This is a genomic window from Myxococcus sp. CA033, assembly GCF_013336625.1.
Classification (GTDB): domain Bacteria; phylum Myxococcota; class Myxococcia; order Myxococcales; family Myxococcaceae; genus Myxococcus; species Myxococcus llanfairpwllgwyngyllgogerychwyrndrobwllllantysiliogogogochensis.
Genome location: NZ_JABUMU010000004.1, coordinates 432809 through 444694, shown reverse-complemented (window position 1 = coordinate 444694; position 11886 = coordinate 432809). Strand labels below are relative to the sequence as shown.

Below are 11886 nucleotides of genomic sequence, written 5' to 3'. Positions count from 1 at the left end.
GACTCAATCCCTCTTCCCGCCCGCTTTCGCGCGGGCCGCGAGCTGGAGTCCTTCGAGGACGTCCTCCAGTCGCTCCAATGTCGCCTCCAGTTGCACGCCCCATGCCTCCCGCTCCTTCGGGGAGAGCCGGGCGCCGCCAGGGCCGGGTTCCAGGGCACGGGCCCCCTCACGAAGCACGTCCAGCAGGGGGCGGGTGCCCTCCGCGAGGCTTCCCAGGGACGAAGTGACGACCTGCTCCAGCCGCTCCACCAGCTCGGCCATGGCCTTCCGGGACGCGCTCGCGTCCATTCGTGACGCGGGGGGCGGCGGATTCATGGGGTGGCTCTCAGTTGGACAGGTGCCAGAGCAGCACGGGGACCGCGACGATGATGGACATCGTCACGGCGTAGTAGCGCCAGGGGAAGTCGTAGAGGGTGGGCGGGGGGCCCATGTCCTCGGTGGTGACCTCCGGCGCGACGGCGTGCGGCTGGGGGATGCGGGCCACCAGCTGCTCGCGGTAGTCGCGAAGCCGGGCGGGGTGGCCCACGTGCCGGCCCACGAAGCCCGCGGTGAGGCAGAAGTGCAGCATCTCGAAGAGCAAGGGCGGCGTGTCCTGCTTGCGCAGCCCCGCGTCGGCCAGGTCGAAGAAGAGGTCGCCGCCGGAGTCCACGCCGAAGGCCTTGAGCTGCAAGAGCGGCCAGTGCTGCGCGTCGTCATTCGCCAGCCGGCCGAGCACCTTCTCGTCCACGAGGAACGCGAAGGGCTGGAGCACCTGCTCCACGTCGTCTGAGCGCAGCCCTTCGCCCAGGTGGATGCGCAGCTGCTCCAGCTCGAAGACCAGGCCGCGCGACATGGCCTCCATGGCGCCCGGGGAGAGCCGCTCGCGCAGGGCGGAGTCCAGGCTCGGTGAGCCCAGCTCCCGCTCGAGCAGCTCTTCCACGCGTCGATAGGCCAGGAGGATGGCTTTCCAGTGAGACATCTTCATGTCAGGAGGCTCCCGGAAGGACGAGGGGACCCGCGCCGGCGATGGTCGCTCGCAGCTCCACCGTCGCTTCGTTGTTCCACACGTCCAGCAATTCCCGTACCCGCGTCAGGAAGCACACCACGAGGGGTTCGAAACCTTCCTCGAAGGGCTCCAGCACCACCTCGTACACGTGGCGCAGGCCCGAGCCGCGCCGGGCGCTGTCCGGCACGCGCTGCACGCTCAGCTCCCGCAGGAGCGGAAGGACGCGGCGGAAGGGGCCCTCGCCGGGGGTGCCCAGGTGCTCCAGCACGGCGCGCAGCTCCTCCAGCCCCAGCGTGGGCTGCGCCTTCCAGGCCAGCAACTGGGTGAGGGCCGTCAGGTCATCGCGCAGGGGGCTCTCGCGGTCCGGCTGGAGCTGGCCCACCAGCCGCCAGTCCAGACCCTCGATGTGGCGCCCCGGCACGCCCACGGTGAGCCGACCCAGGGCCTCCGAGGCGAAGCGCGGCTGGTGCCACAGCGCCTCCACCAGCAGCTTCCGGGGCGCGGAGAAGGCCTCCGGCATGCGCAGCACCAGGTGGGGGGAAGGGCCGTGCTGGGTGGGGACCTCCTCCACTTCGTAGCCGGGGCCCTTTCCGGGCAGGTGGGCGGGCCGCAGCGGGGACAGGCCCGCCTTCGTCATCTCGTACACGCCCGTCACCGAGTGCAGCGCCAGCTCGCGCCCCGCGCTCATGTTGCGGATGGGGTGTTCGGAGCGCGTGCCGTCCGTGGTGATGACCTGGGCGGGCTCCGCGCGCAGGTTCTCCACCGGGACGGCGAAGGGGACCAGGAAGTCCGGCCGCAGGGAGCGGCCCACGGTCCACTCCTGCGCCAGGTCGAAGCAGAGGCTGAAGCGCCGCCACTCGCCGCGCGTGGGCGGCACCGCGACGTGGAGGAACAGCTCCGTCTCCGGGAAGAGGAAGAACGAACGCAGCCGCTGCAGGGGGTGCGCGAAGCTCGCCGAGTCATCCGGCGCGGGCGGCTCCCGGTCGAACGACACCTCGCACTTCGCGCCCGTGGAGTGCTCATCCGCCAGCTCGCCGTACACCACGCTGACGTCGCGCAGGTGCTGGCGCAGCGAGTGGAACACGGCCAGCGACGGCAGGTACTCGTCCAGGTGGCGCACGTGCAGGCTCATCGTCTCCACCGCGTCCGCGCGCTCGTGGCGCGACTCGAAGTGGAGGATGAGCCGGTGGCCGCCGCGCACCAGGGGGCGCACCTGCGTGGACTCCAGGGTGACGGGCAGCACGCGCAAGTCACGCTGGAGCCGGAAGATGCCGGGCTCGCCCTCCGTGGGCGTCAGCCGCAGCTCCGTGCCGCGCGGCAGCAGCACCGGCTCGCCCATCTTCCCCGCGGGCATCGCCTGGACGACGGCGCGCGTGGGCAGCGGCTCCAGCAGGAAGTCGAAGAAGCCCGCGAACAGGCGCCGCCAGGTGGAGCGCAGGTTGTGCAGCGTCGCCTGCCGAGTCTGCACGGAGAAGAACGCCATCGCCTCGATGAGGCGGCGCACGTCCGGGTCCTCGCGCTCCAGGGGGGCGGCGGGGTAGCGCTCGTGGAAGCGCTGACGGAAGCGCTCCAGTGAGGCCATCTCCTCGAGGAAGTCCTGGTGCAGCTTGTCCTTGGTGCCGCTCATCGGGTGTGCTCCCTCAACCCAGCTTCACCAGCGCGCCGGACACGCTGGTGACTCCGGAGGCCTTGAGGTTGGCCATGCCCTGCGCTTCCAGGTCAAGCGCGGCCTGGCCCGACACCTTGACGTTCAGCCCGCTCATGGAGGCCTCCGTCGTCCCCGACAGCTTCAGCGTGAGGCCGTCTACCTTGGCCTCGCCGCCGGTGGCCTGCATCGACGCCGTCATGCCCTTCATCGCCAGCGCCTGGGTGGCCTCCACGTTGATTTTCGCCGAGGAGGAGAGGCTTGCGTCCTGCATGGCGCTCTGCGTGAGCTTCGCCTGCGAGGTGAAGGTCATGTCCTTGGTGCTCTCCACCGTCAGCGTGTCCTGACTCTTCCAGTCGGACGTCTTGGAGGAGAGGAGGGTGATGGTCTCCGCGTCCACCTTGAAGTCCTTGACGGTGACGACGATGCTGTCCGCCTTCTGCACCACGGTGCTGGTGTCCGTCTGGCCCGCCACCTTGAGGGTGATGCTGGTGCCGTCCATCGTCACCGTCTGGAGAATCTGCCCGTCGGCGTTGTCCACCGTGACGGTGATGCCCTTCTGCTTGTCCAGCTCGATGGTGCAGACCAGCGTTCCCATGGTTCCTTCACGCCTCCAAAGCGCGCCTACGCGGGCTCTTCCTTCACCCGGATGGTCAGCGTCCCCTCCTTGATTTCGATGCGGGCCGTGTCCTTGGCGTTGGTCCTTTGCAAGAGGAAGACCGGCTTGCCCTCCGCATAGGAGTGCCGCATGGAGGTGCCGTTTTCGGGCGTCTTGCCCACCAGCAGATGGGTGCCCTGGCCGTCCGCGGGCATGCGCGCCGTGTCACGCCAATCCAGGAATCGCTTGAGCCAGGCCTTCTGGAAGTCGAGCCCCACCAGCACCCGCTCCCCCTTGTAGGCCGGGAAGTAGAAGTGCCCGGGCAGGAGGTTCGGGTTGAACGGGAGGGTGACAATCTGGTTCTGCCAGAGGGGAATCTTCACCTTGTAGCCGTCCTGCGACGTGGCCGAGTCGGTGTAGGCCTGCCACGTCTCGTGCGGCTGCTCGCCCATCTCGCTGACGATGAGGCCCTCCACGTAGCGGGGCCAGGTGGGCGGCGTGTAGGCGGGCAGCTCCACCCAGGTCTCCGCCTGGGGCTCCAGCACGGTGTGCATGGCGAAGTCGAAGCCGGTGCTCTTGGCCAGGTGGTCCGCGTCCGGTGAGGACGCGAGCGCGTCCCCCCGCAACGCGATGGAGCGCACCCGGAACGTCTGCCCGGCGCCCAGCCCCGCCGCGGCCCAGGCCTGCGTCGTGGGCAGCTTCACCAGCATGCCCGGCGTCAGCGCGGTGGCGGGGAAGCGCCTCCACGTCAGGTCGACCTCCATGCCGCGAAGCTTGAGCCGCCCGGTCTCCAGCGTCACCCGCGCGTCCACCTCCGTGGTGATGGGGGTGCGCACGAGCACGTCCTGGCGGATGCCGGTGACGGCGCGCGCTTGGGTGATGGGCCGGGTGGCGGGGCCCTCGGCCACCGCGTTGAGCACATTCACGTCGTGGCGCGCCACCTCGGGGAAGCGCAGCGCCACCTGGTCCATCTCCGGCCCCACCAACTGCACGGGCGTGCCCGTCGCGGCCTTGGCCGTGGACAGCGCGTACTTGCCCGCCGCGTAGTCGTACGCCAGCACGCCGTTGCGCGTGTCCACGTACCAGAGGAGGAAGTCGTAGAAGCTGGCGCCTTCCTCCGGCGTGAGGCCCAGGAACAACTGCGGGCAGGTGCTGTCCAGGCCTGCGCTCCAGTCGTAGTTGAAGGTGATGTGCGAGCCCTTGTGGGCGTCCAGCACGTCCTTCATCGACTTCTGCGTGTAGAGGATGCAGGGGAAGTGCTGGCTCCACAGCAGCTGGGCCGCGTCCTGGAACGTCACCCCGTAGCGGCGGTGCAGCAGGGGCGCGCCAGGGGCGGTCGTCGCGGGCATCTCCACCAGGGTGCGCTCGGAGACCAGGCCCTTGATCTTGAGGCACGTGAGCGCCGGCTGCTTCGCGGTGTCGGTGAACGTGCTCTTGAGCTCGAGCTGGACCTCCATCAAGTCCTGCTGGAGGAAGGCGGCCTTGAGCGCGTCCGTCTCCATGCCCCCCGCGGACGTGTTGTCCGCGAGGTCGAACTCCACGCGGCCCTCGAAGCCCCAGGGGCGCAGCTCCAGCGCGAAGGACTTCACGTCGCCCGCGGGAATGGCGTGCGCGGTGCCGCCCGCCGTCAGGGTGACGGACATCACCAACTTGTCGTCGAAGCCGCCGGTCGTCATGGCTCCTCCTCCACGCGCACGTGGGCACTGAGGGTGTCGAAGCGCAGGCGCAGCTTGTGGCGCTCGCCGGCCACGGTGCCCGTGAGGCCGAAGTGCAGCCACAGCCCCGCGTCGCGCCCGCGCAGCGTCAACTCCACGTCCGACAGGCGCGGCTCGTGGTGGGCAATCTCGTCGCGCAGCTCGCGGGTGAGCGTCTCCACCAGCTCGCGCGTGCCGTACTTCTCCGTGTACTCGCCCAGGCCGAAGTCGCGGCGGAAGAAGCCGTACCCCGCCTTGGTGTTCAGCACGGCCTCCAGGTTGCGCAGCACGTGCTCCAGCTCATTCGAGCCCTTGCGTCCGGTGCCCCGGCTGTCGCCACGGACCGCGAACTTGTCCAGGAAGGAAGCGCGGGCCATGTCAGGACCTGCGCCAGAAGAGGGACACCTGGGCGCCCTGGAGCGCCGGGGTGGCATAGAAGGCCAGGCCGTCCTCGCGCAGCGCGAACTGCCACTCCTCGCCCTGGGACAGCTTGTACCAATCAATCTCAGGGCCCAGCGCGTGCGGGAAGGACGGGTGCGGCACGTGTTCGAAGGCGATGCCCTTAAGGGCCATGCGGCGCACCGTGGCCAGGCGCGAGGGCCCCGCCAGCTTCACGCCGTCCACCGGCAGCGGCTCTCCGGCCAGCCGGCGCTGGACCAGGAGGTACAGCTCGCCGCTCTCCCGGACCTCGGGCGGCAGCGGGGAGAAGATGAACTGGCCGTCGCGCGCCGTGAAGGCCCGGTGCGTGGCGCGGGTGGCCTCCGGCTGGAGCGCGCGCGTGAGCAGCTCCACCCAGCGGCTCAGCCCCTTGCCCGGGGCCTCGTGCTGGTAGGTGGGCAGCGACTTGTCGGGCATCAGCTCCAGGTAGCAGCACGCCTCGAAGTACAGGCGGCGCAGGGAATCGAAGAAGACATACGGGTGCGGGGAGACATGGCGGTGCATGTCCTCCAGCAGGGCTTGCAGCCGCTGCACCTCGCACAGCGCGCGGCGGGCATTGCTGAGCCGGTCCGTGCGCAGGTAGCTGTCGGAGAGCCGGGCGATGAGCTGCAGCCGCGACTGCTCCAGGAGCGCCTCCAGCCGCTCCAGCAGGGCCCCGAGGAACGGGTGGGGGCCCACGAGCAGCAGCGGAGGAACCAGGTCCTCCGCCAGCCGCCACACGCCCTCGGTATCCCTTCGGAAGACGGCCAGGGGGAGCGTGTCCTTCGCTCCGTCCAGGACCGGCTCCGCGGACAGGCGCAGCCGCCGCATCACCCGCTCGACCACTGGCGGGTCTTCGGCGTACAGCCGCACGCTCTGCGCGTTCGTCGTGTCCCCCATCACATGCAGGTAGATGGTGGCCTCCGCGCGGCCCGTGCCCTCCAACGAGAAGGGCGGCAGCACCGCGTTGCCGGGCACATCCACCACGAAGCCAGCCGGGGTGACCGCCGTCAACGTCGAGACGGACAGGCTTCCACCGGCCAGCAACGGCTCGCTCCAGGCCATCGCCGCCACGCCGTAACCCGGCGTGCCAGACAGCGAGGCGTGGAGGCGGACCTGGGCCTCCAGCGACTCTTCCTGGGCCTCGAAATGCTCCGGAAGCAGCGTCTGGCCGACGTGCCACCGGACCCGTGCGAGCTTGAAGGGGGGCATGTTGTTTTCGTGGCGGAGGGGCTTACGCCGTCTCCGTGACGCCCCACTTCTTGACGATGTTCTTCGAGGACGCCGCCGCGACGTTGATGGACTGCTCCAGCGTCTTGGGCTTCACGCCAATCTGGAACGTGAAGTTCTTGGGCGACTGCACCTCACGCGACTCGTTGTCCGCCACGTTGATGTTCAGCCGGTCGCCGTTCTTCTCCAGCAGGCCGTTGAGGTCCGCGTCCACGAAGTTGGACTTGAAGTACTTCTTCGCGAGCGGGTCGTACTCGTAGATGACGTACTTCATCACCACTTCGATGTTGGAGAACGTGCCCAGCAGCATCTCGGCGATCTTCTGCTTGTTCGCCGTGGAGATCTGCGCGGAGAGGTACAGCGCGTCGGTGACGCCCGTCTCCCACAGGTAGCTGTTCAGGACGCCGACACACTTGGTGGCCAGCGCCTTGTCCGGCTGCTCCGGGTCGGCAATCGTCTCCTGGTCCGCCACGAGGACGATGCCGCCCACGGTGATGGAGGTGATGAAGCCCACGGGGGTCTGCTTGTCCTTCTTGAAGTTGAAGCCCTGATAGACGTCCAAGTCACGTGCGAATTGAGGCATGACTCACTCCTGGATGGTTGGGGGTTGGGTGAAGAGAAGCGGGGCCTACCCGAGCCGGGACTCGAGCATCAGCTCCACGTTGAGGCCTTCGAACTGGATGTGCGGCAGGACGGCGACCTTGCAGTCGTACCAGCCGATTTCACCCGTGCGCTGCTCCACCACCACGCTGGTGGCCTTGAACGGGAAGCGGCGGACCGTGAGGTCATCGGGGCTTGCCACCGTCGTGACGTAGCCCGCCAGCCACGCGTCGAGCTGACGCTGGATGTAGGGCGCATCGGCGGTGCTGCCGATGTTGTCGCGCATGATGCACTTCACGTAGTGCGCCAGGCGGGTGATGGAGAACGTGTACGCCAGGTTCGTGACGAGCTGCGAGTTCTCCGAGTCCTTCGGGTCCTTGAAGCGCTTGGCGACCTTGGCGGACTGGGTGCTGAAGAACGTCGCCTCGCTGGAGCCCTTCTTGTACACGAGCGGCATGAAGCCGCACCGCGCGAACTCGAACTCGCGGTAGTCCGGGATGGCGATCTCCACCGGGGCCTTGAGCTCCTCCTGGCCGCGCATGAAGAACGTGTCCACCGGAAGGCCGGTGAGCAGACCGCCGCCCTTGGGGCCGCGGATGGACTGGCACCAGCCGGAGTTCTCGAACGCCTTCACCATGTTGCGGGCGAAGAGGATGGACGAGTTGCCCCAGAGGTACTTGTTGGAGTCACCCTGCGAATCCTCCGTGAAGTGGAGGTCGTCGCACGGGTTCTTGTCCGGATGCCAGGGCAGGCGCAGCACGTAGCGGGGGAACGTCAGCCCCAGGTACGCGGCCTCCTCGCTGTTGCGCAGCTCGTTCCACTTGCCGTAGCGCGGGTGGGCGAGCGCGCCCTCCAGGTCCTTGATGGCCTCCATCTCCTCGACCTTGTCGCAGCCGAAGAACTTGGGGCTGACGGCGGCGATGAACGGGCAGTGCGCCGCGTTGGCCACCTTGCCCATCTGCGTCAGCCACTTGATGTCGCCCGGCGTGGAGGAGAACTCGTACAGGCCCACCAGGGCGCCGAAGGGCTGGCCGCCGTACTGGTCGTACTCCTGGATGTAGACCTTGTTGAACAACGAGCCGGCGAACACGTCCGCGGAGTTGTTCTCGAAGTCCTGACCCAGCTCGTCCTGCGCGGCGTCCAGCAGGTCGATGGCGATGTTCGCCTTGAAGTTGGTGTGGGAGACCAGGTCCTCCAGGCCCCGCCACGCCGACTCCATCTTCTGGAAGCGCTCGTGGTGGAGGATTTCGTTCATCTGGTCGTTGATCATCGCGTCGATGCGGTCGACGACGTCGAGCACCTGGCCCTTGTCGAAGCGCACCGCGTCGCCCGCATCCGTCGTCGCCGGCGACACGTTCTGGACGAGCGCGGCGAGCGAGGACATGAAGCGCGCCTCGATGGTGACTTCCTTCTCATCGAGGGCGGGGACGAACTTCTCGGAGATCATCGGCTTGGCGTCCACGGGACGCTCCAGCCGCACGCTCTTGAACAACCCAGGCAGATATGAGGTTTCAGCCATGACGGTTACCTTCGTGGAAATGGAGTGGACGTGAGCGGCGGCTTACGAGTTCACGGTGGCGGGGACGGTGGCCGGCGCGGTCGCGGGGGCCGTGGCGGCGGGCGTGGTGGCCCCAGCGCCGTTGGCGGCGGGCGTGGCGTTCGCGGGAATCGCCTTGGGCAGCTTCAGCGACTCGTAGTCCTTCAGCTCGGCGAGGACGGCCTTGAGCGCCTCCTTGTTGGAGAACAGCTCGTAGACCATGTTCCGCAGCGCCTTCTGGTTGTCGATGCTGGACTGCATCTCCAACAGCAGCTTCTTGAGCAGCCGCAGCGCCTTGAGCTTGGGGACGTGGTTGACGATTTCGTCCGGGTGGAAGGACTTCATCTTGGTGATGGGCAGCTCGACGTTCAGGTCGGCTTCCACGTCCGGGTTGATGCGGTTGGGCACCTGGAAGTTCACGGACATCTTCATGTCCGCCATCAGCTCGTTCAGGTTGCGCCCGTTGACCGAGCGCAGCTTGCGCGCATCGAGGTCCACCTTCCGGTCCTCGGAGGAGCCGAGCGAGAAGTCTCCCAGCATCAGCATGCGCAGCGGCAGGTCGACCGCCTCCTGCTCGCCATTGATGGTGGTCCGGTACGTGAGCGTGATGCGCGACTTGGGCAGTTGTTCCTGGATTGACATGGCTACGTTACTCCCCTCGGGTGGAAGGCCTTTCTGCGACCCGGCGGGACGCGCCGGGGTCCTGCGTCACTGCGGAGGCGGTGAGGTCGGCGTGGTGTCACCGGAGAACAGGACCACCTGCCGCGACTGCTCGGGTCCGCCGATGATGGGCTCGTAGCCCAGGTGACTGGAGTCCTCGACGCGGGCGTGTCCGTGCTGGTCCCTGATGACCAGCACCACGGTGAGGAACACCGGTGTATCGATGAGGTGAGGCAACACGCGCGAGCGCAGCCGGCGTCGCGCTTCAATGGCCCATGCAGTGCCGGTGCCACAGAAGGCCTCGTTCATGTGCAGCCAGGCTTCCAGGCCACCGGTGGGCACGGTGGCGAAGCCGCCCATGGAGGTGCCGTCGCCCAGCGCCGCGCCGCCCAGTTGGATGCCGCGCGTGTCGATGCGCTGGCGGCGGGTGGCGCGCCGCACGCGGACCTCCGCCTCCGGGTACGCGTGGGAGAACAGCCAGTGCAGCGTGGAGGGACAGGCGGGGCGCAAGAGGCGCAGGCGGTGCGCGGCGGAGCCCTCCCAGCCCGGCAAGAGCGAGCCGTCGCGCTCCGGGAAGAGGCCGGCGAAGCGCGCGCGCAGGAGCAGGTGGTCGAAGTAGCCCAGGAAGCTCTCCATCGCGTCGTGATGCAGCGACTCCATCGCCTTGAGGAAGAAGGAGGGCAGGGGCGACTGGACGCTGAGCAGTCCCAGGTTGACGGTGATGATGGCGCGGCGCGGGTTGCGCGCGAACTCGATGGAGTGGACGAGCTGGGGGGCGTGCACGGTGCCCCGGTGGCTGCGCAGCTCCAGGTCATCCGGGCCGTAGCCCTCCTTGAAGAGCAGCTCCACCAGCGCGGGGATGTCGAACTCGTGGGCGCGCTCGATGATGCGCGCTTCGATGGAGGGCTCCCCGGCGGCCGGGGTGGAGGAGGTGGGCGTGGCGTCGAGCATGGCGTCAGTCCTCCTCTCTGGAGGTCAGCGAGGGCTGGGCGAGGAAGGCTTCCAGGTCCACCCGGTAGAGCTGCTCCAGCGCGCGCATGGGCAGCGAGTCGGCCTCTTGCAGGAATGGCTCCAGGTCGCGCGCGTGGCCGCTCAGGCCGGAGTAGAAGCGGGTGAAGAGCGAGGGCAGGTACACGCGCGGGTCGAACCGCTCCACAGTGGCCAGCACGTCCGCGGCAATCACGCCCGCCTTCGTCATCTCTCCGCGGTCGACCAGCGTGTTGAACGCGTCCAGCTTGCGAAGCAGCAGCGCGAGCGGCGCGGAGATGGGCACGCCACCCACGGTGGGCGCGGCCGGCTCGGCGCGGGGCGCGGGCGCGGACTTCTCCGGGGGCGCGTTGTCGCGGGAGGGCGCGGTCTCCGGGAGCGGCTGGGGTGCGAGCGCGAGCGCGGGCGGCGGCGCGGGTGGGGGCAGGGCCTCCAGGTGACGCCTCAGCCAGTGGCTGAGGTTGCGCATGGGCTCCTCGCAGCCATTCTTGGGAAGGGCGGAGGGCATCGCGGCGAGGATGGGCTCGGAGAGCTTGAGGGCTTCTTCGATGGGCGCGCGGTTGTCGGCCTCGCACCAGCGCCGCCACGAGGCGTCCTGCTTCTTCTCGTTGTGCGCCAGGTGCTTGTTCACCGAGCGCAACAGCCAGCGCAGTCCGCTCTCCAGGAAGATGTCGCGCTTGGCCTCCGGGCCGAACGCGGCGCGGCTGGTGGTGAGCACCAGGAGGAGCGAGCGGAAGAGGCCCGGCATCGCGAGCAGGCCCTGCTCCTGGAAGGCGCCGAAGAGGTAGGCGCCGACGAGTCGCGTGTCGCGCTGACCCTCGCGCAGCAGGGCCTCCGCGCTGCGGGCCGCGTTGGCGTAGTCGCCGCTGGCGACGGCCTCCGTGACGGCCTCCACGCGGGGGTCGGGCTCTTCGCCCGGTGCCAGGCGGGGAGGCTCGCCCTCCAGGGGCTGCTCCAGGAAGGTGCCGTCGAAGGGCGGCAGGCTTTGGGCCAGGTCAGCCATCGATGACCTTCACCTGTCCGGGGGAGACGACCTGGATGACGCCGCCGTACGAGCACATCAGCTTGGAGTTGCTCTCCAGCGCGGGCGCGTTGCCGAGCATCAGCTTGGGACAGCCGGGCACCCAGGGCGCCGCGGTGGCGGGGATGCAGGGCATGGGCGTGAGGACGCCGAGCGCGGCCGCCGTCGCCGCCGCCACCGTGGGGTTGGCCAGCGACTGGCACATCCCGAAGGGAGGGATGTTCACCAGGGGCTTGTTGTCGAGGACGTTCGCCGCGGGCGTCGGGCTGACCACCTTGTTGGTGGGCAGCACCACCAGCGACGAGGGGGCGAGGCCGAAACTGCACTGCAGCATCGCTCCCATGACGACCTGGGCTCCCATGCGAGCACCTCGTGGGCGTCGTGGGTTCCGGGATGGAACGTCAGACGCTGAGCCACGCCATTGCGTGGCGCGTGCCAGCGTTCAGATCCGGCCGTTTCCCTCTGGGGCCTCGAAGGGGGAGGGGGCCGGGTCGGCCAGGACGCGTCGCCAG

At 68.8% G+C, this 11886-nt stretch carries 13 protein-coding genes; all 13 read right to left on the bottom strand.

Annotated features, from left to right (window positions below):
* Window positions 1-3 precede the first annotated feature (3 nt).
* The gene (locus HUA78_RS14630) at window positions 4-315 is read right to left on the bottom strand and encodes a hypothetical protein (RefSeq protein ID WP_246137192.1); all 312 of its coding nucleotides are present in this window, start codon (window positions 313-315) and stop codon (window positions 4-6) included.
* Window positions 316-325: 10 nt separating this feature from the next.
* Window positions 326-964 carry a DotU family type IV/VI secretion system protein gene (locus HUA78_RS14625; RefSeq protein ID WP_174461948.1) on the bottom strand — a complete coding sequence of 213 codons (639 nt, stop codon included), beginning with the start codon at window positions 962-964 and terminating at the stop codon, window positions 326-328.
* Window position 965: 1 nt separating this feature from the next.
* Window positions 966-2612 carry a type VI secretion system baseplate subunit TssF gene (locus tag HUA78_RS14620; protein WP_141642933.1) on the bottom strand — a complete coding sequence of 549 codons (1647 nt, stop codon included), beginning with the start codon at window positions 2610-2612 and terminating at the stop codon, window positions 966-968.
* 13 nt (window positions 2613-2625) lie between these two features.
* A complete protein-coding gene (locus HUA78_RS14615) occupies window positions 2626-3228 on the bottom strand; it encodes a hypothetical protein (protein WP_141642934.1) in 603 nt (200 codons plus the stop codon).
* Between the two features lie 26 nt (window positions 3229-3254).
* Window positions 3255-4904 (bottom strand): hypothetical protein, encoded by a 1650-nt coding sequence (locus HUA78_RS14610; RefSeq protein ID WP_174476521.1) that lies wholly within the window; start codon window positions 4902-4904, stop codon window positions 3255-3257.
* Window positions 4901-5299 carry a GPW/gp25 family protein gene (locus HUA78_RS14605; RefSeq protein ID WP_174468229.1) on the bottom strand — a complete coding sequence of 133 codons (399 nt, stop codon included), beginning with the start codon at window positions 5297-5299 and terminating at the stop codon, window positions 4901-4903. Before HUA78_RS14605 ends, HUA78_RS14610 begins: the two co-directional genes overlap by 4 nt.
* A gap of 1 nt (window position 5300) precedes the next feature.
* The gene (gene tssK / locus HUA78_RS14600; RefSeq protein WP_141642937.1) at window positions 5301-6551 is read right to left on the bottom strand and encodes a type VI secretion system baseplate subunit TssK; all 1251 of its coding nucleotides are present in this window, start codon (window positions 6549-6551) and stop codon (window positions 5301-5303) included.
* A 22-nt stretch (window positions 6552-6573) separates the two neighbouring features.
* On the bottom strand, window positions 6574-7152 hold the full coding sequence (locus tag HUA78_RS14595) for a hypothetical protein (RefSeq protein ID WP_141642938.1): 579 nt from the start codon (window positions 7150-7152) through the stop codon (window positions 6574-6576).
* Between the two features lie 45 nt (window positions 7153-7197).
* The gene (gene tssC / locus HUA78_RS14590) at window positions 7198-8688 is read right to left on the bottom strand and encodes a type VI secretion system contractile sheath large subunit (protein ID WP_141642939.1); all 1491 of its coding nucleotides are present in this window, start codon (window positions 8686-8688) and stop codon (window positions 7198-7200) included.
* 42 nt (window positions 8689-8730) lie between these two features.
* Window positions 8731-9348, bottom strand: coding sequence for a type VI secretion system contractile sheath small subunit (gene tssB / locus HUA78_RS14585; protein ID WP_141642940.1), 618 nt, complete (start codon window positions 9346-9348; stop codon window positions 8731-8733).
* A 66-nt stretch (window positions 9349-9414) separates the two neighbouring features.
* A complete protein-coding gene (locus tag HUA78_RS14580) occupies window positions 9415-10317 on the bottom strand; it encodes a hypothetical protein (protein WP_174476520.1) in 903 nt (300 codons plus the stop codon).
* Window positions 10318-10321: 4 nt separating this feature from the next.
* Window positions 10322-11356 carry a type VI secretion system protein IglI family protein gene (locus tag HUA78_RS14575; protein WP_174476519.1) on the bottom strand — a complete coding sequence of 345 codons (1035 nt, stop codon included), beginning with the start codon at window positions 11354-11356 and terminating at the stop codon, window positions 10322-10324.
* A complete protein-coding gene (locus HUA78_RS14570) occupies window positions 11349-11735 on the bottom strand; it encodes a DUF4280 domain-containing protein (protein WP_141646313.1) in 387 nt (128 codons plus the stop codon). The genes HUA78_RS14575 and HUA78_RS14570 overlap by 8 nt, the downstream gene beginning before the upstream one ends.
* Window positions 11736-11886: the final 151 nt, after the last annotated feature.

What these genes read in the sequence shown, in the direction of transcription:
- HUA78_RS14570 (WP_141646313.1), bottom strand. Translation starts at nt 11,735, where the DNA reads ATGGGAGCCCAGGTCGTCATGGGAGCGATGCTGCAGTGCAGTTTCGGC.
- HUA78_RS14580 (WP_174476520.1), bottom strand. Translation starts at nt 10,317, where the DNA reads ATGCTCGACGCCACGCCCACCTCCTCCACCCCGGCCGCCGGGGAGCCC.
- HUA78_RS14610 (WP_174476521.1), bottom strand. Translation starts at nt 4,904, where the DNA reads ATGACGACCGGCGGCTTCGACGACAAGTTGGTGATGTCCGTCACCCTG.
- HUA78_RS14575 (WP_174476519.1), bottom strand. Translation starts at nt 11,356, where the DNA reads ATGGCTGACCTGGCCCAAAGCCTGCCGCCCTTCGACGGCACCTTCCTG.
- HUA78_RS14620 (WP_141642933.1), bottom strand. Translation starts at nt 2,612, where the DNA reads ATGAGCGGCACCAAGGACAAGCTGCACCAGGACTTCCTCGAGGAGATG.
- tssK (WP_141642937.1), bottom strand. Translation starts at nt 6,551, where the DNA reads ATGCCCCCCTTCAAGCTCGCACGGGTCCGGTGGCACGTCGGCCAGACG.
- HUA78_RS14630 (WP_246137192.1), bottom strand. Translation starts at nt 315, where the DNA reads ATGAATCCGCCGCCCCCCGCGTCACGAATGGACGCGAGCGCGTCCCGG.
- HUA78_RS14615 (WP_141642934.1), bottom strand. Translation starts at nt 3,228, where the DNA reads ATGGGAACGCTGGTCTGCACCATCGAGCTGGACAAGCAGAAGGGCATC.
- tssC (WP_141642939.1), bottom strand. Translation starts at nt 8,688, where the DNA reads ATGGCTGAAACCTCATATCTGCCTGGGTTGTTCAAGAGCGTGCGGCTG.
- HUA78_RS14605 (WP_174468229.1), bottom strand. Translation starts at nt 5,299, where the DNA reads ATGGCCCGCGCTTCCTTCCTGGACAAGTTCGCGGTCCGTGGCGACAGC.
- HUA78_RS14625 (WP_174461948.1), bottom strand. Translation starts at nt 964, where the DNA reads ATGAAGATGTCTCACTGGAAAGCCATCCTCCTGGCCTATCGACGCGTG.
- tssB (WP_141642940.1), bottom strand. Translation starts at nt 9,348, where the DNA reads ATGTCAATCCAGGAACAACTGCCCAAGTCGCGCATCACGCTCACGTAC.
- HUA78_RS14595 (WP_141642938.1), bottom strand. Translation starts at nt 7,152, where the DNA reads ATGCCTCAATTCGCACGTGACTTGGACGTCTATCAGGGCTTCAACTTC.